A 24,420-nucleotide genomic window follows, 5' to 3' on the forward strand; every position below is an offset into this window, starting at 1 on the left:
AACCTTTGATCGTAAATCTATCCTATGGTTTCATAGAGCTTTACTAAACTTAAGTTAAAGCTCGTCGCTTGGCAACTCTTTACTGTCTTCCATTAAGAAAGCCTTAAGAAAAGCATCCAGATCACCGTTTAAAACGGCATCTACATTTCCAGTTTCATGTCCAGTTCTTACATCTTTTATTAATTTATAAGGATGTAACACATAATTGCGTATTTGAGAACCCCATTCTATTTTCATTTTTCCAGACTCTATTTCTTGCCTTGCTGCATTTCTCTTTTGTAATTCTATTTCAAACAATTGAGATTTGAGCATTTGCATTGCTTTTTCCCTGTTCTCCAGCTGCGATCTGGTTTCTGAATTATGAATGACAATCCCAGAAGGATGGTGCGTTAAAATAGCTTTAGTTTCCACTTTATTCACATTTTGTCCACCTGCGCCACTGGATCGAGCAAAATCCCATGAAATATCGGCTGGATTAATGTCTATCTCTATAGAATCATCTGCAAGAGGATAAACATAAACCGAGGCAAATGAAGTGTGACGTTTTGCGTTAGAATCAAAGGGAGAAATACGTACTAATCGATGGACTCCATTCTCGCTTTTTAACCAGCCAAAACTATAGTCTCCTTCAATTTCTAATGTAACTGTTTTAATGCCGGCAACATCGCCTGCTTGAAAGTTGAGTTCTTTTACTTTATAGCCGTTTTTTTCTGACCACATGAGGTACATTCTCATCAACATTTCTGCCCAGTCGCAGGATTCTGTCCCACCAGCACCAGCAGTAATTTGTAAGACAGCACTCATATCATCGCCTTCATTAGAGAGCATGTTTTTAAACTCTAGCTTCTCAATCAAATCATTTGCCGCGTTGTATTTGAGCATCACGTCTTGCTCAGTCGCTTCGTCTTCTTTGAAGAACTCATACAAGACTTCAAGGTCTTCTATTAAAGTTACAGCAGTGGCATAATCTGTAGTCCATTGCTTTTTATTTCTCAAGACTTTCATGATGCTTTCTGCTTCTTTAGGATCGTTCCAGAAATCTGGTGAGAACGTTTTTTCCTCAAGATTGGTTATTTCTATTTGTTTGGCATCGATTTGTAGATAATTCTTGAGTTTAATAACTCTTTCTTGCAATTCCTTAACCTGTTCAGCAGTGATCATAAAGTGGTTTTCAACAGTTGCAAAAATAGAATTAAATTCTTTGCTATGGAGAAGCTATATGTAAGGTATAGGGATTATTTTTATACCGCTTTCGCGAAAGCGGAATTACAACAATAATATTTCTTTAAAACATAGTTTTAGGCACTATCATGATGCAAATTAGAAAGCTATTATTAATATTTATATATGATTGATTTAAGAAGTGATACGGTGACGAAACCTTCCAAAGGAATGATGGAGGCTATATTCAACGCACAAGTAGGTGATGACGTTTATAAGGAAGACCCAACTGTAAATGAGCTGGAAAGGCGAGTGGCAGAAATGTTCGGGATGGATGAGGCGCTTTTTTTTCCTACTGGTAGTATGGCAAATCAGGCAGCTATTAAAATGCACACGCAACCTGGTGAGCAATTGATTTGTGATAAATATGCTCATGTTTATAACTATGAAGGTGGAGGCGTTTCATTTAATAGTGGTGTTTCTTGTAAGCTCCTTGATGGAAGCAGAGGTATGATTACGGCAGCTCAAGTGGAGGAAGCAATTAATCCGCCTGATTTTTATCATAGCCCGCTTACTACTTTAGTGTGTTTAGAGAATACAACAAATAAAGGTGGTGGCGCATGTTATGATATGCAAACATTTAAAGAAATTAAAGCGGTTTGTGAAAAGCATCAACTAGGCTTGCATCTCGACGGTGCTCGCCTATGGAACGCTATTATAGCTACCGGTCAGGATCCTAAAGATTACGGGAAAATTTTTGATACTATATCAGTCTGTTTTTCTAAAGGGATGGGAACTCCATTAGGAACTGTACTTTGTGGTAAGAAGGAAATAATGAAAAAAGCGATGCGAGTTCGTAAAGTACTAGGCGGCGGCATGAGGCAAATAGGTTTTATGGCTGCGGCAGCAATTTATGCGCTTGATCATAATTTTGAACGTCTTCAACAAGATCATCTTAGAGCACAAGAATTGGGAACATTTCTTTCAAAATTACCTTATGTTTCTAAGGTAGAGCCTATAGAAACTAATATTATCATTTTTGAGGTAGCTGATGAAAATAAGATTATAAATTACCTCACCGAGCATGATGTAATCATTAGTAATATGGGAAGTGGTAAGCTTAGACTAGTGACACATTTAGATTATACAGATGAAGATCAATCAAATATGAAACAAATTCTAAGCGATTACTTAAAAATATAATTCTTAAAGTGAAGTTAAAAAGCCATACGTCGATGTTTAAACTCTTTTTAACTAACTTAACTAGCATAAGTATCTCCATTTGATTATTTAGACTTAAATTATATCACCTTTGTAAAATAATTATAATTTAAATTCAACCTAAATGAAAAAATTAGTACTATCCCTAGTAGCGATCGCTTCTGCAAGTTTTGCATTTGCACAAGATCTACCTACTAATCCAGAACCAGGAAAATGTTATGTACGTTGTACTACTCCTGATGTGTATGAAAACGAAACTGTAAGCCTTGAGGCAACTCCAGCTTATAAAAAACTTAAAGTTGTTCCCGCAACTTATGAAACGGTAACCGAGAGAGTTTTAGTAAAGGAAGCTTCCAAAAAATTGAGAGTTATTCCAGCTACTTATAAAACTGAAACTAGAACTTACGTTAAGAAACAGGCCGGTTCTACTATCTCTGTGACTCCAGCAACATTTGGAAAAACTACTGAAACTATAGAGGTGAAGCCAGCTTATGCACAGTGGGAAATGAGTTCTGTACCACCAGCAGAATGTACGTCTTCTAATCCAGACGACTGTCGTTACTGGTGTTACAAAGGTTATCCAGCAGAATTTACTACTGTTTCTTTAACTACACTCGCAAGTGATGCCTCTTTTGATCGTACTCCGGTACCAGAACAAATGGGAACTTACACTGTAAAAGTAGTAGATCAACCAGCTAGAGTTGAAGAAATTGAAATCCCAGCAGAATACGCAAATATTACAAAGACTGTTTTGAAGTCTGATGCTACGACAACAGAAGATGTTGTCCCATCTACATCAAAAACTGTTTCTCGTGAGAGATTAGTTTCTAAAGGAGGTTTAACTGTTTGGTCTGAAGTAGATTGTAAACTAGTAGAGTATAATGGTCTAGCAATTAACTGGAGACTTGGAAGCGCTACATTAACTGCTGCCGATAAGTCTGAGATTGATGCAAAATTATTAAGCGTTATGAATAGTACTGCTGGTTCTAAAGTAGAGGTTGCTTCTCATACCGATTCAAGAGGTTCTAAAACTTCTAATCAATCTTTATCTGAAAGACGTGCACAAGCTGTAGCAAATTACCTAATGTCTAAAGGTATTAATGCATCTCGTATCGTTGCAAATGGATACGGAGAAACTCGTTTAAAAAACCGTTGTGCTGATGGTGTTTCTTGTACAGAGCGTGAGCACAGAGCAAACCGTCGTACGGAATTCCGTTTGATTAACGCAGGAAACTAATCATAGAGAATAGTTTAATTCAATATCAAGATTTAAAAGACCGCTTTAAAAGGCGGTCTTTTTTATTTTAAAGAATTATATAATTAAATCTTTAGTTTTAATCTTTACAAATGATTCTAGGTCTTTCATGAACAAATGAAAGTCACTTTCAAGGTCTTTATAATTTGCAATAAGGTCACTAGGAGCGAGGTCCATATTGCTTTTGCCTTTTGTTCTAAGATTCATTTGTCTAAAAATGGTGGATATACCTTCTATGGTTTCATAACTTCTAAGCCAGTTTTGCTCGATCATAATAGGTAAAAATCTCTGTACTCTTTCTGGAAGTATGGTGTAGTGTTCCAGCAAATCATTGTAAAAGGTTTGCACATATTCTCTCAAAGGCTCTTGGTGATATCTACTCCAGTTTGCAGCAAGAAAATGATCATAATAAATATCTACAATGACACCGCTCCAGTGTCCATATTTTTTTCTAATTCTATCTTTACTTTGTCGCACAATTAGATGCTGATCTGTAAAAGTGTCGATATGTCTGTGTAGAATTATACCTTTTGCGACACGATCTGGAAACATACTAAAGTCTTTACCTCTAACAGAGTCTGCAATGAAATTACCTATTCTTATTTCTTTATCATTTTTTGAAAGGTAAATGTGAGCGAGATAATTCATGTGCTTAATTGGTAATTACTTTTTATAAAGATTACTTTTGTGTAAATGTAAACCAATAATAATGACTCTTATAAAATCTATTTCAGGAATTCGTGGTACCATAGGTGGAGCTCCAGGCGATAATCTTACACCATTAGATGCTGTAAAATTTGCTAGTGCTTATGCCATTTGGATCAAAGAAAACTCCAAAAAGAAGGCGCCAAAGGTAGTTATAGGAAGAGATGCGCGACTTAGTGGCTCTATGATTCAGTCTTTGGTACAAAATACACTGATAGGAATGGGATGTCATGTGGTAGATTTAGGTTTAAGTACCACACCTACTGTAGAACTTGCAGTTCCTAATGAAAAAGCAGATGGAGGAATTATACTTACAGCAAGTCATAACCCTAAAGAATGGAATGCATTAAAGCTTCTTAACAATGAAGGTGAATTTCTAAACGGTGCTGAAGGGCAGAAAATATTAGATAGTGCAGAAAAGGAAGATTTTGTATATTCTGAAGTAGATGATCTAGGTACGGTAGAAGTAATAGAAGATTATATTGACCGACACATCAAGATGGTTTTAGATATGCCTGTCACCCAAATTGAAGCTATAAAATCTGCTGGATTTAAGGTCGTTGTTGATGGCGTTAATAGTACTGGTGGAATAGCCATACCTGATCTATGTAAGGCATTAGGAGTAGAAGTTGTTGAATTGTATTGTGACCCTACCGGACATTTTCCACACAATCCAGAGCCATTAAAAGAGCATTTAGCAGATTTATGTAAAGCAGTCGTTTCTCATAATGCAGACTTTGGTATTACAGTAGATCCAGATGTGGACCGATTAGCTTTTGTAGATGAAAAAGGAGAAATGTTTGGTGAAGAATATACGCTAGTTGCTTGTGCAGATTATATTTTGGGTCATAATAAAGGAAATACTGTTTCAAATCTATCTTCATCGAGAGCATTAAGAGATGTTACTGAAAAACATGGTGGCGAATACTTTGCTGCTGCAGTAGGAGAAGTGAACGTTGTGCAAAAGATGAAAGATAAAAATGCAGTGATAGGCGGCGAAGGTAATGGCGGTATCATTTATCCAGAATCTCACTATGGTAGAGATGCATTGGTAGGTGTAGCGATGTTTTTATCATTGCTTACTGAAAAGAAAATGAAGGTAAGTGAATTGCGGGCAAGTTACCCTTCTTACTTTATGAGTAAAAAGAAAGTACAATTAGTTAAGGGAATGCCAGTTGATGCGATTCTTGCTGATATACATCAGAAATATAAAAATGATGAAGTTACCAGCATTGATGGTATTAAAATAGACTTTGCTGATCAATGGGTTCACATGAGAAAATCAAATACAGAACCTATCATACGCATTTATACAGAAGCTCCTTCTCAACAAAAGGCAGACGAACTAGCAAGCCGTTTTATTGCTGAACTCGAGGAGATAGCTCAACAGCACGCTTAGTATTCTCTAAGGTGGACTTCCATCTTTTATGGGACCATAAATAATATTCTGGCTGCTTGATGATTTGCTCTTCAAGCAGTTGGAAAAATGTGTCTGTAATTTCCCAATCTTCAGTCTCGGCTCCATTATTAGAGATTAAAACAAACTCAGTCTCATAATAGCCTCTTTTTACTTTTGCAATTCTCAGAAAAGCTACAGCAGTTGCATATTCTTTTGCAATGCGCTCTGCACCTTTAAAAACAGCGCTAGGAGTATTAAAAAAGTTAGTGAAATATTGTGCTCTTGCAGCTTTTGGCGACTGATCTGCAACTAGTGCAAAAAGAGCTGCTTCATTTTCAGCAGATTTTTTCATTACCGCCGTGGCTTCTTTCATAGCAATCAATTCACTATTAAATTTTTTTCTGATATCGACAATCAAGTCATTGAATTTTTTATTTTTTATAGGTTTATAAATGGCATAAACCTTATAATCTAAAATCTCATCTAGAACCATAGTCCATTCATAACTCGCTTGATGACCGAACATCACAATTATGGGTTGATTCGCTTTCGCGAAAGCGTTAACCATTTCAGGATTCTTACAAATAAATCTTTTGTTCATCGCTTTTTTACTCATTCCCATGGATTTAATCATCTCAATGAAAATGTCGCAGAAATGTTGAGTACTTTTTTTAGCCAATTGCACAATCTCCTTTTCGGATTTATGAGGAAAGGCTATTTTTAAATTTTTCTTTATGACGTCCTTGCGGTATCCTATTAGGTAATAAACGATTAGATATAAAAAGTCACTTAATAAATAAACCACGGGAAATGGAAGGCGAGAAATCACCCATAGAAAATGATATGCGAGATAAAAAGCAAGGGCTTGCATGAACTAATTTTAAACAAATATACTATCTTGTATCTTATTAAATTTATTCATGTTCAACTTAGATATTGTCACAGTAATTATCATTATTTCTAACGTAATTGTAAGCTTCAAGGGGTTCAAAGATTACATTTTTAGGTCTAATTATCTTTTTAATATTGCAGGAATTCAAAGAGGTGAACAATATCGTTTCTTTACAAGTGGTTTTCTTCATTCTAACCAGAACCATTTATTTTTTAATATGTTGACATTGTTCTTTTTTGCAGGAACTGTGGTTTACAAATTAGGAGATGTAAAATTCCTAATTATATATTTTGCTAGCTTGTTAGGCGGTAATTTTTTAAGTTACCTTATTCACAGAGAAGAATATCATTATAGTGCATTGGGAGCAAGTGGTGCGGTCTCAGGAATTATTTATAGTGCTATTTTATTAGATCCTACTATGAGAATTTATTTTGGCATACCAGGATGGCTTTTTGGAATAGGTTATTTAATTTATTCCTTTTATGGGATGAAAAAACTAAATGATAACATAGGACATGATGCACATTTTGGTGGAGCAGTAGCAGGTGTATTATTGACTCTGGTATATGATTATAGCCTCATATTTACAAATACCATTACAGTCATTGCCATGTTCTTAACTATTGTTGTGCTTTTTATCTTAATGAAAGTTATGAAAAACTAATCACTAAGAAGATCCTAATAATTCTTCTAACTTGTTATGCAATTGCTGGCCTCTCAAATTAGTGGCAATAATTACTCCATTTTCATCCAGTAAAAATGTAGCAGGAATAGCGTTTACATTATACAGTTTTGCGAGTGGACCAAAGTACATCAATCGAGAAATATGATTCCAGTCCATTTTATCTTTGATAATAGCATCTTTCCAAGCTTTCTCTCCATTAGGACGATCAAGTGATACACTTAGAATATTAAATCCTTTAGAATGATATTTATTGTAGGCATTCACCACATTAGGGTTTTCTCTACGACAAGGACCACACCATGACGCCCAAAAATCAATGAGTGTTACTTTTCCTAAAACGTCACTTAGCTTGATAATTTTTCCATCGGGACTTGTTCCTTCAAAGTCAGGAGCTTTAGCACCTACGGCTACAGATTCGGCTTTTTTTAGGAAAGTATCAATTCTTTGCGCCATGATCGAATTTTTGATGTGCTCATCAAAAGCATTGTAGTAGTTTCTAGAGGCTTTAGCATCTAAAAATTTACTTTGAAGCATTTCTCCTAAAATCATAGGAGCTATAATACTAGAATTATTATCGGTCATTGTTTTAACAGCATAATCCTTAAATTCATTTTCTGCTTGAGTCCACTTGCTAACAACAGCTGCAGCTTTAGCGTTATCTCCACCTTTAAGTGCCGCTACTCGCTCACCTTGATATTTCCTAGACGTGGAGACATAAACAGATTGTCGTTCTTTAAAAGTCTTTAATTCATCATTTGCTTTACTTCCTACAACAGTACTTTTAATAAGAGTATCTTTTCTAAGTTCTACTTTTAATGGGTCATTTTTAACTAAAAGAACAAAATTACCTTCACTACCATCAAGAGTAATAAAACGTATTTCCTCACCTGCTAATTTTTCTTTTTGGTCAAAGTAAAAGTTCTCCTCCATGACAATACTGGTATCAATTACTTGAGTGCGCCCATTTTCATCGAGCTCATTTAGATATACACGCATACCGTTTGCTACACCAGAGGCATTTCCTTCTATAAAGTGAGTTTCTTTTTGAACTTCATTACATTGATTAACAGCGATTAGGGAAAGAAATATAAATAAGTACTTCATTAATATAATTTTGGGTTAAAAATAAGAGAGATATCGCTCTACTAGGTTAAAATAAACAAAAATATTATAAGGAATTGCCTCTCTCAGAGGAGAAAAACTATCTTTGAATTATGGAAAAAATATCAAATAGTGATCACATGATTGTCAACCTTACTTTTAAAAAGGTTGTAGATCAATATTTGAACAGACTTGAAGATGTAGAAAGTAATTTTAGAAAACTGTATATCTCTTCAATTCTACGATATGTCGATGATCATGAAGAGTTGGTTTCAGGAATCAAGGAAGATGAAATAGCTTTTCATAAAGAATCGATAAGTATCATGCTTTCTGATTTATTTCCAGCAGCTTTAACTCTCAATGAAATTAAGGCAGCAACGGTTCCATTTTCTGATATACTTTTCAACAAAACCCAACGACTTAAAAACATCCTGAATGATGCTGGTGAAGATTTTCACTTACAAATAATGACAGGAGATTCATTTGATACTTTTAGAATGTCTTGTGGTGTTATTCTTAATAACTACTATAATAAAGCAATAGATCTGAGCAGGCCTATTTTTGTACATATTCCAGATGCTAAAGGTTCTGATCGCACCTATCGAATAACTTATAATGCTGATTTTGTAGACATTAATATCAATGATAAAGAGCACGAGCTGTCGTCACAAGATATTAAAGAGTTGCTACGTTCTCCCGATGATCAAGAACTATGGAGAAAGTCATTTCCTAAAGACAGTTACACATTCAATGGCTTTGGTATTGTTTCTTTTACAGATGTGACCATGGATGCAGCTATATCTGATTTGAAGACTATTTTACTAGATAGTAGTTCTTCTAAAAAAGATCAAACAGATAAGATAAAGACAATTTTCAAAAAGATTTTTAATCTTGAAAACCTTCAGGTAGGATTTACATCTTTTGATCATTTTGAGAATACATTTGAATCCATGATTTATGATGATGCAAAAAGTTTTTTATTAGCAGATAGTAGCGAGAAGCATTGTAATAACGCACTTTGTGCAGACAGTTACAGCCACCTAATTAAGAATTTTGAACCGCTTGTCATAACAGACGTAGACGATTATGCAACTAAAATTGACAACACGTACTTAACAGATAATCTCAAAAAAAATAATATTCAGAGTGCTATCTTTTATCCAATAACTAAAGGAAGTGAATTAATAGGTGTATTAGAAATAGTAAGTCTTAAGAAGTTTGCTTTAAATAGTTTTAATGTTTCTAAAATAGAAAGTGTTGCCGGTTACATAAAAGCAGCGCTAATAAGAACCGAAGAAGAACATGAAAATAGCGTCAAAGCATTGATCCAGACAGAATGTACTTCTATACATCCCAGCGTGCAATGGAAATTTGAAAAGGAGGCGCGTCGTATTTTAAAATATCGAGCAAGAGAAAAGAAAAACGAGCCCTTTAGAGACATTAGTTTTAGAGATATCTATCCTATCTATGGTCAAATAGACATTGTAGGAAGTAGTGATGCTCGTAATCAAGCGATTAAAAAAGACTTGATGAATCAAATGGATAAAGTAGGTGAGATATTCGCATTCGCGAAAGCGTACGAAAAACTACCTATCTACGATCAAATATCTTATCGAGTTAAAGAATATTGCAATGAATTAGAGAATACCAATATCGACGCCAACTCAGAACGTGACATTATTAAGTTGTTGAATAACGAGATCAATCCTGTTATGAAGCACCTTAAAACTTTATCTCCTAAAATATGTGAGCTAGTTGACGTTTATCAATCAGAAATTGATGTGACTTCTGGCGTAATTTATAAGAATAGAAATGATTATGATAATACCGTTCAAGCTATAAACGACTCATTAACAAGTCTTATAGATAGTAAGCAAAAGGAAGCACAAGATATTTTCCCGCATTATTTTGAACGATTTAAAACTGATGGAGTAGAACATAATATTTACGTAGGGAAAAGTATTACCAGCAGTGAAGAATTTAATATTGTTTATCTATACAATTTGAGGTTATGGCAATTGCAAACCATGATCGATATGGAAAATCAGTTTTATGCTGTGCAAGAGCAATTACCTACGGTTGTTGAAGCAGCAAGTATGATACTAGTTTTTGATAATACACTAAGCATTAGATATCGCATAGACGAAAAAAGATTTGATGTAGATGGTGCTTACAATGCTAGGTATGAAGTAATTAAAAAGCGTATTGATAAAGCCAATATAAAAGGCACAAATGAGCGAGTTACTCAAAAAGGTAAAATAGCTATTGTCTATACAAATGAGGAGACAGAGCGAGAATACATGAGATACATTAATTTCTTACAACACAATCACCTCATAGGATCAAACGTGGAACATCTAGAATTAGAAGATGTTCAAGGTGTGATAGGTCTTAAGGCTATAAGAGTCGAAGTTTTGTACAATACTGATGCTAGCGAGGACACTTTAACTTATGACGACCTCGTTAAGGAGCTAAATCTTTAATTTGCTCAAAATCTGTTGTCATAAAAGCTAGTATAAAAGCAATTACCGAGATAATAATTCCTAACATAAAGATGGTATAAGTCCATCTTAATAAGGTGTATTTTCTATTTAAAACTACACCTAGAAGCCATAAATCTTTTAGTAACGATTCATAAACTTCTTCTTTGTCTGTAATGAGACTCATTAAGGCACTCTGATATTTTTTGAAAGGTACTTTATGAAAGTTTCCAAAGAATAATAGGTTCACTTCTCTTTTGCGTACTTGCTCTTCTGTAAATTCTCCACTAGTTACGTTAGGTCTCGTGGACATTATAGAAAGTATGATACTCGCAACTGAAAATAAAATTAATACTAACGTAGGCCATAACAAATGCCTATTAGAAATTTGATCCAGTTTAGGAATTATATTAGCTAGCGCAAGTGAAATGATAATTGCATTTACCGATAATAAGATATTTGCCTTAGTATCGGCTATGTCACTAAGTTTTATGTGATTGCGTAGTGTAGTTCTAAAAAGAGTTTGAATAGCTCTTTCTGGACTTTGATTTTTAAGATCTACCTTAATTTTTTCTTTGTCGTATTTCTTTTTCTTTTTCTTCTTTGCTTTTATTAATTTAAGAAGGTTTTCATTTTTAAGTACATTCCAATTTTTAATGGCATAAGCAGAGTAGTAGCGATGCTTTTCTGTAAAGACTTTTATATTTTCTTTACGCCATTCTTTATTAGAAAAATTGGTCCCTCTTAATTGTAGTTCTTGTTTAAGAAGTTCACTTGTTTCAGGATAATAATCTTTAGCAAAATGAGAAGCATCAGCATCTCTGATGATTTCTTCTAGTTTACCTACTGGAGTATCATTAAATTTAGTTGCTAGAATAAGTTTTTTTACTTCATTTATAAGCTCTTCACTTTGATTCTGTTCGTTAAGAAAGTTTTCTGCAATTTTTGCGCTTTCTTCTTCATGGTTTTCGGCACCATGAATATATCCAGTATCATGAAGCCATGCTGCTAGGAGCAAAGCTTTTTGCTCTTTAACATCTAATTCAGAATTATCGATAATTTCCTGCGTACTTTTAACTACTCGTCTAGTATGTGTATAATTGTGATATACATATTTATCATCGAGATCATTTTTTAACAGATTTAATACAAAATCGTCAGTAATTTTTAAAATATCGCTCATTCTAAATGTTTGGGTTAAAATTAATATGATTCATAGACTTACAAAGCAAAATAACATTCTTTTATTACTTACAGCAATAATTGTCACAGGATGTGCCAGTTTTAAAGCCCAATATAAAGAAGAAGTACAAACTACATTTCCTGATTACTTAGAAATAGATAAATCTTTCTATCTTATAGGTGATGTAGGTAAATCACCTATAGGTGGTAAAAGCGACGGATTACTGGCTCTCGAGAGCTATTTGAAAACACAATCTACACAAGACGATCACCTCATATTTTTAGGTGATAATATTTATCCTACTGGAATGCCAGAGAAGGATTCTGATTTTAGACCTTATGCCGAAAATCATCTGGATGCGCAAATAGATGTCGCTAAGTCTTTTAAAGGAAAAACAATTTTTATACCTGGTAATCATGACTGGTACAATGAAGGACTTAAAAATGTGGAGCGAGAAAAAAAATACATTGAGAAAAAACTTGACAATAAAAATATCTGGGAACCTAAAGTAGGTTGTCCTATTGAGGGCATAGATATTAATAAAGATATTTATTTAATAATCGTTGATAGTCAGTGGTACCTTGCAAGATGGGATGATCATCCTACTATTAATGATGATTGTGATCAAATAAAAACTCGTGAGCAATTCTTTCTTGAAATAGAAGGAGAATTTAAGAAAAATCAAGATAAGACTATTGTTTTTGCGTTGCACCATCCTTTGTATACTAATGGAATTCACGGTGGACAGTATGCTGCAATTAAGCATTTATATCCTTCTCAATCTGCTATTCCAGTACCTATTTTAGGATCTTTGGCTACACAAATCAGAACCAGCGGTGGCGTGAGTGCTCAGGATAAACAAAATAAGAGATACCAAGAAATGGTAGATAGAATCGCTACTCTTGCAAGAGCTTCAGCGGCTCCTAGAATCATATTTACGAGTGGTCATGAGCATACACTTCAATACATTGAGCATGAAGGCATACGACAGATTGTTTCGGGAAGTGGAGCAAAAGAAAGCTATGCGACTTTAAGTAATGACGGTTTGTTCTCTTATGGTGGTCAAGGTTTTGCTCGACTCGATGTCATGAAAGATGGGAGCAGTTGGGTTCGTTATTTTGGTTTTGAAAATGGGAAAGAAAAGCTGTTATTTGCGCATCAAGCTATAGGAACACCTATAAACTTTGATTTAGAGAAATTACCAGATGATTATCCCGCTTTCGCGAAAGCGAGTATATATGACAAAGAACGAGTAGAAAAAAGCGCCGTTTTTGAATCTGTATGGGGAAATAAATACAGGGACTTGTATGGTACTGAAATCAATGCCAAAGTAGGAATATTAGATTCCTTAAAAGGAGGACTGACCGTAATGCGATCAGGTGGAGGACACCAGACGCGTTCATTGAGACTTGTAGATAAAGATGGTAAAGAGTACAATTTACGAGCATTGAAGAAAAGTGCGGTGCAGTTCCTACAAACCACTGTGTTTAAGGAAAATACTGTTGCAGCATCTTTTGAAGACACGACAGCTGAAGATTTGCTGTTTGATTTTTATACCGCTGCCCATCCGTACGCAGCACTTACAGTCCCTAAATTGAGTGATGCGGTAGGAATTTATCATACAAATCCAGAGATTTACTTTATTCCTAAGCAACTTGCACTAGGAAAATACAATACTGCCTACGGTGACGAACTTTATTTATTGGAAGAACGTCCCGAAGAGCATCATTTAGATCAAGAAAGCTTTGGAAAACCTGATGATATAGAAAGTACTGCCGATATTTTTGAAAAGTTAAGGGAAGATGAAAAGTTTACCATAGATCAGAAAGCCTTTGTAAAAGCTCGCATCTTTGACATGTTAATAGGAGATTGGGACAGGCATCAAGATCAATGGCGCTGGTCTCAATTTAAGCAAGATGATGGCAGCAGTATTTTTGTTCCTATTCCTAGAGACCGAGATCAAGTGTATTCAAACTTTGACGGTGCTTTGTTTGCAACATTGAGAGTAATGATAGGACTTACAAATCAATTTGCGACCTACGACGATGATATAGATAATGTAAAATGGTTCAATACTGCAGCAACATACTTAGATAGAAACCTTGCCCAAGAGGCAGATCGAGAAGTATGGATCAATCAAGCAGAATATATTAAGAATAACTTGTCTGACGCAGTAATTGAGGAGGCGTTCAAAGAATTACCAGCCGAAATTTATCCAGATGCTTCTACTGAAAAGATCATCAAAAACATGAAGTTGAGACGTGATGATATTGTAAAAATCACAGAGCGATACTACGATTATCTTGCAAAATTAGCAATTGTCACAGCTACAGATAAAGATGATTTTATAGTTATTGACAGGTTTGAAAAAGGGAAAACGCGTATAACAGTTTATAGGAATAAAGATGGTGAAAAAGCTGATGTAGTTTTAGACCGTGTATTTTTAAAGAGTGAGACTAACGAAATATGGGTTTATGCATTAGATGATGATGATATTATTCAAGCGGTAGGAAATGCCAAAGGAAAAATTAAAGTACGAGTTATAGGTGGTCAAAATAATGACATTTATGATCTGGAAAATGGAGATGCCATTTCTATATATGATCACAAATCAAAAGAAAACACCTTTAAAAATAAAGGAGGCGCAAGAATTAGGCTATCAGATAAATATAATAGGAACCATTATAATCCTAAAAAGAATATCTCAACGGTAAACTCCTTGACACCTAGCATAGGGTTTAACCCAGATGATGGCTTTAGGATTGGAGTTCAAAACACCTTTGTATTTAATGGTTTTAATCGTAATCCAAATACAAGAGTTCATAAAATTAGAGCTGGATATTATTTTGCTACCCAAGGTTTTGATGTGAACTACAACGGGACTTTTGCTGGAATCTTTAACCAGATGAATCTTACGGTAAAAGCAAGATTTTCTGGACCTACGTTTGCAGAGAATTTCTTTGGTTTAGGTAATGAAACTGTAAATAACGATGATGATCTAGGATTTGATTTTAATCGTGTGCGTCTAAGTGAGTTTACCACTGGAGTAGGAGTAAGCTATAAAGGTGAATATGGTTCTAATTTGAATGCTGGTCTTGAGGTTCAAAGTTTTCAAGTAGAGGCAGATCAAGGTAGATTTTTAGAGTCTATTTTTGCTGATCCTTCAACTAACCCTGAATTTTTTGAGCGTAAATGGTTCGTAGAATTGAATGGTGGTTATAATTATGAAAGCTACGATAACAACTTAAATCCAACTCGAGGGATGATATTTGATGTTAAAGCTGGAGTAAATGCTGATAAAGATGATTTAGATAACACTTTTGGATACTTCCAACCCAAATTAGGTTTTTACAATGCTTTAAGTCGTAATCGTAAGTTAGTACTCAAAACTTTAACTCAAGCTACTATAAATATAGGTGATGGTTTTAATTTTTATCAAAGCGCACAATTAGGTCAGAATACAGGTTTAAGAGGTTATAGAACTCAACGATTTTCAGGAGAAAGTGCTTTTGCTGGAACTGCTGATGTACGATACAGTTTTAATGAGTTTAAAACAGGTCTAGTTCCTTTACAAATAGGAGTATTTGGAGGAGTAGATGTAGGTAGAGTGTGGCTTGATGGTGAGGATAGTGAAATATGGCATAACAATTATGGAGGTGGATTTTGGGTAAATAGCTCAAAAGCAATAGGAGCAACTTTCAATCTCTTTCATGGTGAAGACGGACTAAGGTTTAGTTTTCAAGTCGGTTTTAGTTTTTAATTTATAATTGAAACCAAAGCAAAAATGTTTTAAGCCTTCTTTGTTTTTACTAAGAAGGCTTTATTTTTGACCTATGAATAAAAAAGGAGCTATTTATTTAATTGCCCTAGGAAGCATAATAGTAATTCTAGGCGTTATCATGTACCTTACTGAAGTTGTAGGAGCAAAGGGTATGATTATCATGGGTTTTTTAACAGAGCTTGCTGGTGTTTTCTTTTACTGGAAAAACAAAAAAAGAAAACCTTAGTCCTTACTTCAATAAGAACTCTAGAGGTAATGCTACTCGCTGTTGCCAGTATTTCTCACTATGTTCATGACCTTCAAACTTTCTGTACAATAAATTTTGATCTGTATAACCTAGTTGGTAAAACATGTCATTCACTTTTAACTGGTGTGGTTCATAAACCTTATCTAAAGTTTTAGTTCCATGATCAAAGTAAATTTTATGAAAAGTAGGCTCTGGAACTGATGTAGGTAATTCATCCATAAACGCTTGACCTAAATAGGGTATAGGCCAGTGCGTACTCAAACAGCCTGCTTTCCCAAACGTATCTGGATATTTGATCATTGCATATAAAGAAATGTGCGCTCCCATGGAGGCTCCCATGGTTATGGTATGTTCTGGCTCTTTGGAAGTTTGAAACTTTTCATTTACAAACGGTAGTAGCTCTTGAGTCATGAACTTTAAATAATTGTCGCTAAGTAGTTTATCGCTGCCGAAGTTCTTCTTTAATTCCGCTTTCGCGAAAGCGGACTCACTTAAACTCTTAGGTAATTGAGGCATATACTCACTAAAGCGCTTCTCTCCATTATTCCAGATTCCCACAACTATCGTAGGACGTATAGCGTTTATGGCAAGAAGTGAATCTACTTTTTCTTCAATTTCCCAAGCGACACCAGAGTAGGAAGTCTCTTTATTAAACACATTCTGACCATCGTGCATGTAAAGCACTTGATACTTTACGTTTTTTTCTGGGTAATTTTTAGGCAACCATACTTCTACATTACGACTGTCAACAAATTTTGACTTGAAATCAATAAAATAAATGATAGTGTCGTTACTTGAAGAATGAATTGTTGTAGCTTGCTCCACTTCAGCGGTTGACTTGACTTCAAATATATTCTTGGGGGAATTGTCTTTGCAGCTTAGCATGCTGGCGATTATAAAGAATAAGGAGTAATTGATTAAATATTTCATTTACTAGGAATTTGAATGTGCGTGTTGATTCATGGCATATTCAAGCAGTTCTCGTTTACCAGATAGGCCCAGTTTTTGAATCATGTTTTTACGATGCTTATTTACGGTACTAATTGCTGAGCCTCTTATTTCAGCTATTTGCTGGCTTGTTAGACCTTTAGCAATAAATTGAAGAATTTCTCGCTCACTTCTTGAGAGCAAGTTTTTTTTCAATTTTTGACTTTGTATTTCCTCAACTTGTTCTTTAATATGAACATCAAAATAGTTTTGGTCATTAAAAACATCTCTTACCGCTTGCCTTAAATCAATTAACGGACTGCTTTTAAGGACATAACCGTCTACACCAGCATTTATCATGTCTTTTATAGCTCCTGAATTATCAAACATGGATAGTGCAATTACCTTAGTACTATTATATTGAGATTTGATCGTTTTACAAAGTTCTATGCCGTTCATTTCGGGCATACTTATATCTGTAAGGATAACGTCTGTCGGTTCTTCTTTAAACTTTGAAAGTAGTTGGACACCATTAGTAGCTGTGTACTTCACTTTTATATCAGTTTCTTGCTCTAAAAATAATTGAAGACCATCACTTAAGGACACGTGATCTTCTGCTATTGCGACTGTTATCATACTATAGGGATTTCAATACTAATGGAACAACCGCCTTTATTAAAATTAGAGTCTATGACAAAGTTTCCTTTCATATTCTCTACTCGTTTTTTGATATTTTGAAGACCTAAGCCTTTATTTTCTTCAGTTTTTAAATCAAATCCTTTACCATTATCTTCAACCATAATATCTAGTACGTGGTCGTAGCCTGTTATAATAACACTTGCTTCAGTAGCATTTGCGTGCTTGATTATGTTGTTGATTAACTCTTGAATAATCCTGAATAGGTTTAATTCTGTAGAGTTGCTTAGACTTCCTTTTAATCCACTAGTCACAACTTCTATATCCAGCTTTCCAGATTTATTGATTTTCTCAACTAAATCTTTTAAACTACTTATCCATCCATTTTCGCTTAAAACCCTACTGTTTTGAGTATGTGACAATCGACGTACTTTTACGTAGGTTTCATTTAAAATATCGTGGGCATTATTTAAAATACCTTTTGAAACTTGGTCTTCAGTTCTTTCTTTTGCGTTTTCTAATGAAACTTTTATGGCAGTCAATGAACTACCTAAATCGTCGTGTAAATCTGAAGCTATTTTTAACCGCTCCTTTTCTTGACCAGCGATCATAGCATCAATACTGGCTAACTCTTGATCTCTCATCATTTTAAGTTCTCGTTGTTCTTGTGCCAGTTTACGTTCTTTAAGGATCTTTTTGCTTTTATAGTAGTTGAGTATAAAATATGCTGCAACACCTATAGCAATCGAAAGCAAGAATAATAGAAAATAGTTACCAGCTTTACTTCTCAAATTTTTTGCTTCTAATTCAGCATTTTTTAATTTTTGCTCCGCGGTTTCATACTTTGTTTGAATGTCCTTGAGCGCCAAAGCATTTTGTGCGGCAGCCAAGGTATCATTCATTTCAAGATGTCTAAAATAGTAGTTTGCAGCTTCTTTGAATTTTTGATTACCAGACAGAATATCAGCTTTGTTACGTAATATCATAGATTGAAGCTGAATGTCTGAGGTCGATTGCGCCATGAGCTCAGCTTCTTCAATATTTTCCAAAGCGATTTCATGATCTTTTAAAGCAGCCCTCAACATTGCCATATTATTTATGCGTTGAGCAATAGCCAGAGTATCTTTAGTAATTCTACAGCGTTCTAGATTACGATTAAAATAAAACAAAGTAGAGTCGTAGCTCCCTTTAAAATAATGTAGGGTTCCGATATTATTTTCTATATCTAATAATTCATCTTGTAAATTATTATCTAATGCAATACGTTGCATCTGGTAATTATACTTTAGAGCAAGGTCATAATTATCGCCTATAATCTCATTGTAAGAAGTATTATAAATACAATCAATTTTTAGCTTGGGATTATTTAACTCTTCGGCAATAGCACAATTCTCTTGAATAAGTGAAGGAGCTGCAGTACTTAACTCAGATACCGTATTTGCAATGCGTATCAGGTATTCGTTTGCGTTATAAGTGACCATTTTACGAGAAAAAGCTTTTAAGTCTTTTACTTTTAGCAATGTCTTATAACCTTCTAATAGATCATTTTCCTTGAATTTTATAATGCCTTCAGTTAGGAGATAACTAGCCTGCTCTTCTTTACTTAGATCATCAAACGTATAAAAGGCAAGTGCCTCTTTAGTTTCTTTAATTTGATTTTCATCCAGCAAAGTTAGCATGTCATTAAATGATACTTTTTCTTGTGAAAAAACGGCTAGGCTTGCTATCGAAAAGAAAAAAATGAAAAGAATGTTTTTCATAAATGGTGAGTAGGGACTACAAGATAAATAATTATATTCAAATAAATGAACTTTAGTTAATTATCCAATCAATTGGAGTCAGAATAATAATTTAAAATGTTCTTGACAAAATTGTATTTTTGAGAACAACACATAACTTAATACTCAATTTAATGAACCATTTGAAAACACTTAGTTTTTTACTTCTCCTAGCAACGACATTTTCTTGTCAAGAAAAGAGTGATCAAGTAGAACTAGAAACAGTAGAAAAAACATCAGATTTTGATTACAATGTAACTGAGTTTGCCGACATAGGCGTTTTACGTTATCAAATCCCTGGTTGGGAAGAGTTGAATCTACAACAGCAAAAGCTGGTTTACTACCTTACACAAGCAGGTTTGAGCGGTAGAGATATCACTTGGGATCAAAATTATAGACATAACCTAGCTATAAGAAAGGGACTTGAAGAAATATTCACCAAATACGAAGGTGATAAAACCTCTGAAGAGTGGAAGCAATTTGAAACTTACTTGAATCGAGTTTGGTTTGCAAACGGTATCCACCACCATTATAGTATGGATAAGATGAAGCCAGAATTTTCTAAAGAATATTTTACTTCATTAATGCAAGAGACAGATGTAACTATTCCTAATGAAGCATGGCAGGTCATGTTTAATGATCAAGATGCAAAAAAAGTAGTTCTAGATAAGGATAAAGATATTGTGCTAGAGAGCGCAGTAAACTTTTACGAGCCAGGAATTACAACTGATGAAGCAAAGGCTTTTTACAATAGTATTCCAGTAGATAAAGAAAGACCGGTAGAAATAGGTTTAAATTCTAGATTAGTCCGTAAGAACGGTAAATTAATGGATGATGTTTATAAAAGTGGCGGTCTTTATGGGGAAGCTATTGATGAGATCATCTACTGGTTACAACTCGCTCAAGGTGTTGCAGAAACTACAGAGCAAGCAAAAGCCTTAGGTTTATTAATCGAGTATTATGAAACCGGAAGCCTAGATAAATGGGATGAATATGCCATTGCATGGAGTACGAGTACAGAAGGCGCTGTAGACTGGATTAACGGCTTTATAGAAGTTTACAACGACCCTATTGCTTATAAAGGTAGCTATGAAACCATCGTCCAGATTAAGGACTTTGATATGTCGCGCCAAATGAATGTTTTGAGTGAAAACGCACAATGGTTTGAAGATAATTCACCATTAATGGAAGAACATAAAAAGGAGTCTGTCACTGGCGTGAGCTACAAAACAGTAAACGTTGCTGGTGAGGCTGGAGATGCTAGTCCAGCGACTCCTATAGGCGTTAATTTACCTAACAATACCTGGATAAGAACAGTTCATGGAAGCAAGTCAGTATCGCTAGGAAATATTATCGCTGCTTACGGTAACGCAGGTAGCTCAGGAAGGCTAGAAGAATTTGCTCACGATGAGAAGGAAATTGAACTCGAAAAAAAGTATGGTGCCAAAGCTGATAAACTTCACACAGCTCTTCATGAGGTAGTAGGACACGCAAGTGGCCAGATAAATCCTGGAGTAGGCACGCCTAAGGAAACTTTAGGTAGCTATAAGTCTACGATTGAAGAAGGTCGAGCAGATCTTTTTGGTCTTTATTACCTTATGGATCCGAAACTACAAGAGCTGAACCTTGTAGATGACTGGAAAAACTATGGTATGGCAGCTTATGATGGCTACATAAGAAATGGGTTGCTTTCTCAACTTATCCGTTTAGAGCTAGGTCAAGATGTAGAAGAAGCACATATGCGCAATAGACAATGGGTTAGTGCTTGGGTTTACGAGCAGGGCAAGGACGATAATGTCATTGAAAAAGTGGTTAAGGACGGTAAAACGTACTATGATATCAAGGATTATGACAAATTAAGAGCACTATTTGGTGAGCTTCTTAGAGAAACGCAACGCATTACAAGTGAAGGAGATTTTGCCGCTGCACAAGCTTTGGTAGAAGATTATGGAGTGAAAGTAGATCAAGATATTCACAAAGAAGTTTTAGATAGAAATAGCAAATTTAAAACACCAGCTTATCGTGGTTTTGTAAACCCAGTTATAGTACCGACAATGGATGGTGATAGTATTTCAGGATTTACTATTGAACAGCCTGCTACTTTTAAAGAGCAAATGTTGATGTATTCTAAGAAATTTGGTTTTTTAGATTAAGTTTTTATTTATACCGCTTTCGCGAAAGCGGAACATAAAAAAGCACTAAAGCTATTATAGGTTCTAGTGCTTTTTTGCTGTATTCAATTTACTTTAGTTTTCTTAGAATCTTATTACTTTTCTAAACCAAATTTAATAGCAACTAGTAATAATATAAAGGCGATAAACCCCAGTAAAATCCAAAAAACACCTTTGTAATTTTTCTTATGAAGCGCTTTATCTTTTAAGTACATAAAAGAAATTATAATACAAAACACAACAAAAAAAGCAATCCCAAAATAAATCTGGCCCGTGCTGAACATAGGATCTTTTACAACTAGTGGAAATACATTCATAGAAAACTTATTTTTACAAAATTACAAACCAAAACAATCAATTTACCATAGATATGAAGAAACAAATAGAAGGAGTTCATAAATTTCATACAGCATTCCAACTCGGAATGAATGATAAGCCAGTTGCTAATATTAGTGAAAGACGTAATAAACTACGTTTTGAGCTTATGAAAGAAGAAAATGAAGAGTATTTTGAAGCAGCACAAAACAATGATCTCGTTGAAGTAGCAGATGCTTTAGGTGATATGCTATACATTTTATGTGGTACAATCATAGAACACGGCATGCAAGAAATTATAGAAGATGTTTTTGACGAAATTCAAGAATCTAATATGTCTAAATTAGGGGCTGATGGTAAGCCTATTTACCGAGAAGATGGAAAAGTACTTAAAGGACCTCATTACTTCAAACCTAACTTTGATAAAATACTGGAGAAGTTTAAAAAATAGACGTAGTAGTAGAGTAGTAGAGGCTAATTAACGTGAGTTCGATATAAGAATACTAGACATTTAAAGTTTAAAATATTGATGTTCAACTCCTCGCTTTAGAAAAGGCGAGGACAGATTGACCTCGTCGCACCAGCGTCGATGCAATCAGGAGTGGTTGAAAGTCCCAAACCGTTGAAAGAATTCAGTTCTATTTGTTATAAAAATAAAAATCAAATTAACTTATTGAATATCAATCATTATTACGTTGAACTCACGTTAATTAGATTTCTACTTCATCCATCATACATGTTTTAAATGGATAATGTGTAAAAGAAAAGAAGCTGTCTCATTAATTTGAGGCAGTTTTTTGTTTTCTACTTTGATAAATTGATGTTTATTCGTATCTTATTGTTTGATAATCAGATATATGAATACTAATTTCAAAGACTATAATCAGCAGCAAAACTGGCTTTTTCCACCTAGTATTGAAGAGCTTATTCCAGAAGATCATCCAGTGCGTGTAGTTAATGGCGTGGTAGAACAGTTAGACCTAAATTTATTGATATCAGAATATAGTAAAGATGGTCAACCAAGTTACCATCCCAAGATGATGCTTAAAATTATGGTTTATGCCTATATGGATAATACCTACTCCAGTCGTAAGATTGAGAAAGCCATGGGTGAGAATATTAACTATATGTGGTTGAGTGGAAAGCAAGTTGCTGACCACAATACTATAGCTAGGTTTAGAAGTAAGAAACTAAAAACCATATTTAAAGATATCTTTAAGCAGGTAGTCTTACTGCTTGCTGATGAAGGTCTGGTTACTTTAAAAGAGGTCTTTACTGATGGAACTAAGATAGAGTCTGTGGCTGGTCGCTATACCTTTGTATGGGGTAATGCTATAAAGACTAGAAAGAAAAAAATGGTTGAGCAGTTAGAACAGATGTGGCAATATGCACAAAGCATCGCAGATGATGAAGATAAAGATCCCACACCACCAGACTTCAAAGAAATAGACCAAGACAAGGTAAAGCAAACGGCAAAGAAGATTAATAAAATCTTATCTAACAACCCAAAGGCTGGTAGCAAGCAAAAAGCTAAACTACGTTACATTGAAAAGAACTTTGCTAGCAATCTAGAGAAGTATGAGCAACAAGAAAAAATACTTGCCAAACGCAATAGTTACAGTAAGACCGATCCTGACGCTACCTTTATGCGCATGAAAGAAGACCACATGAAAAATGGTCAACTCAAACCAGGTTATAATGTTCAAATAAGTTCAGAATCACAATTTGTAATCCATTACTCCTTACATCAACAAACTACGGATTATCATACCCTAAAACCCCATTTACAGACTTACCAATACCTTTATGAATCCATGCCTGATCGAGTTGTCGCAGATGCTGGTTATGGAAGTGAAGAAAACTATGAATACTTAGAAGATAATAATGTTGAAGCCTATGTGAAGTATAACACCTTTGACAAAGAACATAAAAACTATAAGACCAAGAAAAAGGCTAGTGGAAAAGATGATTTTCATAGAGATAGCCTACACTATAATGAAAAGGGAGATTATTATGTATGCCCTATGGGACAACGCATGGAAAAACAAAACGATAAAAAACAGAGAACTAAATCTGGATATCTTCAATACACCAGTGTCTATCAAGCACAAAACTGTAATGGTTGCCCATTAAGAAGCTTATGCCATAAATCTGCTAACCATAGAACTATACAGCGCAATCATAAATTAGAGCGTCATAAAGAAATAGCTAGGCAGCGACTTAATACTGAGTTAGGAGAACAAAAAAGAATACAGCGCACCGCTGATGTAGAACCAGTTTTTGCTCACATTAAATCTAACCGTAACTTTGAAAGATTTACTCATAAAGGCATCCAAAAAGCTGAATTAGAGTTCGGATTACATGCTTTAGCTCATAACCTTAAGAAGAAAGTGGCATAGACAAGTCTAATCTTATTCGTCCTTATTTAAAATCAAACAAATCTTGAAACAAAATTTACAAATCTTAAAAACCGCCTCATTAAT

The 24,420-nt window shown here is 34.6% G+C and carries 19 protein-coding genes; 10 read left to right on the forward strand and 9 right to left on the reverse strand.

From position 1 onward, the window contains the following. Positions 1-54: 54 nt before the first annotated feature. Positions 55-1,161: a peptide chain release factor 2 gene (prfB, locus tag DDD_RS14210; RefSeq protein WP_015363625.1), complete on the reverse strand. Its 1,107-nt coding sequence runs from the start codon at positions 1,159-1,161 to the stop codon at positions 55-57. 186 nt (positions 1,162-1,347) lie between these two features. Here prfB and DDD_RS14215 point away from each other — a divergent pair, with 186 nt between their 5' ends. Further along, positions 1,348-2,364, forward strand: coding sequence for a threonine aldolase family protein (locus DDD_RS14215; RefSeq protein ID WP_015363627.1), 1,017 nt, complete (start codon positions 1,348-1,350; stop codon positions 2,362-2,364). A gap of 142 nt (positions 2,365-2,506) precedes the next feature. Next, positions 2,507-3,619 (forward strand): OmpA family protein, encoded by a 1,113-nt coding sequence (locus tag DDD_RS14220; RefSeq protein ID WP_015363628.1) that lies wholly within the window; start codon positions 2,507-2,509, stop codon positions 3,617-3,619. 75 nt (positions 3,620-3,694) lie between these two features. Here the strand turns inward: DDD_RS14220 and DDD_RS14225 are convergent, their stop codons facing one another. After that, complete coding sequence (locus DDD_RS14225) at positions 3,695-4,285, reverse strand: acyl carrier protein phosphodiesterase (protein WP_015363629.1); 591 nt, start codon at positions 4,283-4,285, stop codon at positions 3,695-3,697. A 61-nt stretch (positions 4,286-4,346) separates the two neighbouring features. Between DDD_RS14225 and glmM the strand changes: the two genes are divergently transcribed. After that, positions 4,347-5,741: a phosphoglucosamine mutase gene (gene glmM / locus DDD_RS14230; protein ID WP_015363630.1), complete on the forward strand. Its 1,395-nt coding sequence runs from the start codon at positions 4,347-4,349 to the stop codon at positions 5,739-5,741. Here the strand turns inward: glmM and DDD_RS14235 are convergent. Then, positions 5,701-6,612: a lysophospholipid acyltransferase family protein gene (locus DDD_RS14235; protein ID WP_041567189.1), complete on the reverse strand. Its 912-nt coding sequence runs from the start codon at positions 6,610-6,612 to the stop codon at positions 5,701-5,703. The genes glmM and DDD_RS14235 overlap by 41 nt on opposite strands. 49 nt (positions 6,613-6,661) lie before the next feature. Here DDD_RS14235 and DDD_RS14240 point away from each other — a divergent pair, with 49 nt between their 5' ends. Beyond that, on the forward strand, positions 6,662-7,297 hold the full coding sequence (locus tag DDD_RS14240) for a rhomboid family intramembrane serine protease (RefSeq protein WP_015363632.1): 636 nt from the start codon (positions 6,662-6,664) through the stop codon (positions 7,295-7,297). 3 nt (positions 7,298-7,300) lie between these two features. Here DDD_RS14240 and DDD_RS14245 read toward each other — a convergent pair whose 3' ends face one another. Then, entirely contained in the window at positions 7,301-8,422 is a 1,122-nt protein-coding gene (locus DDD_RS14245) for a TlpA disulfide reductase family protein (protein WP_015363633.1), read from the reverse strand. A gap of 110 nt (positions 8,423-8,532) precedes the next feature. On the opposite strand from DDD_RS14245, the gene DDD_RS14250 reads away from it, so the two are divergent. Continuing rightward, positions 8,533-10,902 carry a GAF domain-containing protein gene (locus DDD_RS14250; RefSeq protein ID WP_015363634.1) on the forward strand — a complete coding sequence of 790 codons (2,370 nt, stop codon included), beginning with the start codon at positions 8,533-8,535 and terminating at the stop codon, positions 10,900-10,902. On the opposite strand, the gene DDD_RS14255 is transcribed toward DDD_RS14250, so the two are convergent. Then, positions 10,883-12,082 (reverse strand): Pycsar system effector family protein, encoded by a 1,200-nt coding sequence (locus DDD_RS14255; protein ID WP_015363635.1) that lies wholly within the window; start codon positions 12,080-12,082, stop codon positions 10,883-10,885. The genes DDD_RS14250 and DDD_RS14255 overlap by 20 nt on opposite strands. A gap of 25 nt (positions 12,083-12,107) precedes the next feature. Here DDD_RS14255 and DDD_RS14260 point away from each other — a divergent pair, with 25 nt between their 5' ends. Together DDD_RS14260 and DDD_RS18055 are read left to right on the forward strand one after the other, a co-directional pair. After that, positions 12,108-15,842, forward strand: coding sequence for a metallophosphoesterase (locus tag DDD_RS14260; protein ID WP_015363636.1), 3,735 nt, complete (start codon positions 12,108-12,110; stop codon positions 15,840-15,842). A gap of 73 nt (positions 15,843-15,915) precedes the next feature. Next, positions 15,916-16,089, forward strand: coding sequence for a hypothetical protein (locus DDD_RS18055; RefSeq protein WP_015363637.1), 174 nt, complete (start codon positions 15,916-15,918; stop codon positions 16,087-16,089). Positions 16,090-16,092: 3 nt separating this feature from the next. On the opposite strand, the gene DDD_RS14265 is transcribed toward DDD_RS18055, so the two are convergent. From DDD_RS14265 to DDD_RS14275, 3 genes are read right to left on the reverse strand one after another with little or no spacing between them, the layout of a single operon-like run. Then, the gene (locus DDD_RS14265) at positions 16,093-17,040 is read right to left on the reverse strand and encodes an alpha/beta hydrolase (protein ID WP_083892403.1); all 948 of its coding nucleotides are present in this window, start codon (positions 17,038-17,040) and stop codon (positions 16,093-16,095) included. Between the two features lie 3 nt (positions 17,041-17,043). Beyond that, positions 17,044-17,673 carry a response regulator transcription factor gene (locus DDD_RS14270; RefSeq protein ID WP_015363639.1) on the reverse strand — a complete coding sequence of 210 codons (630 nt, stop codon included), beginning with the start codon at positions 17,671-17,673 and terminating at the stop codon, positions 17,044-17,046. Further along, on the reverse strand, positions 17,670-19,433 hold the full coding sequence (locus DDD_RS14275) for an ATP-binding protein (protein WP_015363640.1): 1,764 nt from the start codon (positions 19,431-19,433) through the stop codon (positions 17,670-17,672). The genes DDD_RS14270 and DDD_RS14275 overlap by 4 nt, the downstream gene beginning before the upstream one ends. A 152-nt stretch (positions 19,434-19,585) precedes the next feature. Between DDD_RS14275 and DDD_RS14280 the strand changes: the two genes are divergently transcribed. Further along, on the forward strand, positions 19,586-21,604 hold the full coding sequence (locus DDD_RS14280; RefSeq protein ID WP_015363641.1) for a dipeptidyl-peptidase 3 family protein: 2,019 nt from the start codon (positions 19,586-19,588) through the stop codon (positions 21,602-21,604). Between the two features lie 113 nt (positions 21,605-21,717). On the opposite strand, the gene DDD_RS14285 is transcribed toward DDD_RS14280, so the two are convergent. After that, the gene (locus DDD_RS14285; RefSeq protein WP_322785935.1) at positions 21,718-21,939 is read right to left on the reverse strand and encodes a hypothetical protein; all 222 of its coding nucleotides are present in this window, start codon (positions 21,937-21,939) and stop codon (positions 21,718-21,720) included. A gap of 53 nt (positions 21,940-21,992) precedes the next feature. Between DDD_RS14285 and DDD_RS14290 the strand changes: the two genes are divergently transcribed. Together DDD_RS14290 and DDD_RS14295 are read left to right on the forward strand one after the other, a co-directional pair. Next, entirely contained in the window at positions 21,993-22,388 is a 396-nt protein-coding gene (locus tag DDD_RS14290) for a pyrophosphohydrolase domain-containing protein (RefSeq protein ID WP_015363643.1), read from the forward strand. Between the two features lie 406 nt (positions 22,389-22,794). Further along, positions 22,795-24,336 carry an IS1182 family transposase gene (locus DDD_RS14295; RefSeq protein WP_015363644.1) on the forward strand — a complete coding sequence of 514 codons (1,542 nt, stop codon included), beginning with the start codon at positions 22,795-22,797 and terminating at the stop codon, positions 24,334-24,336. Positions 24,337-24,420 lie beyond the last annotated feature (84 nt).

The organism is Nonlabens dokdonensis DSW-6, assembly GCF_000332115.1.
GTDB classification, from domain to species: domain Bacteria; phylum Bacteroidota; class Bacteroidia; order Flavobacteriales; family Flavobacteriaceae; genus Nonlabens; species Nonlabens dokdonensis.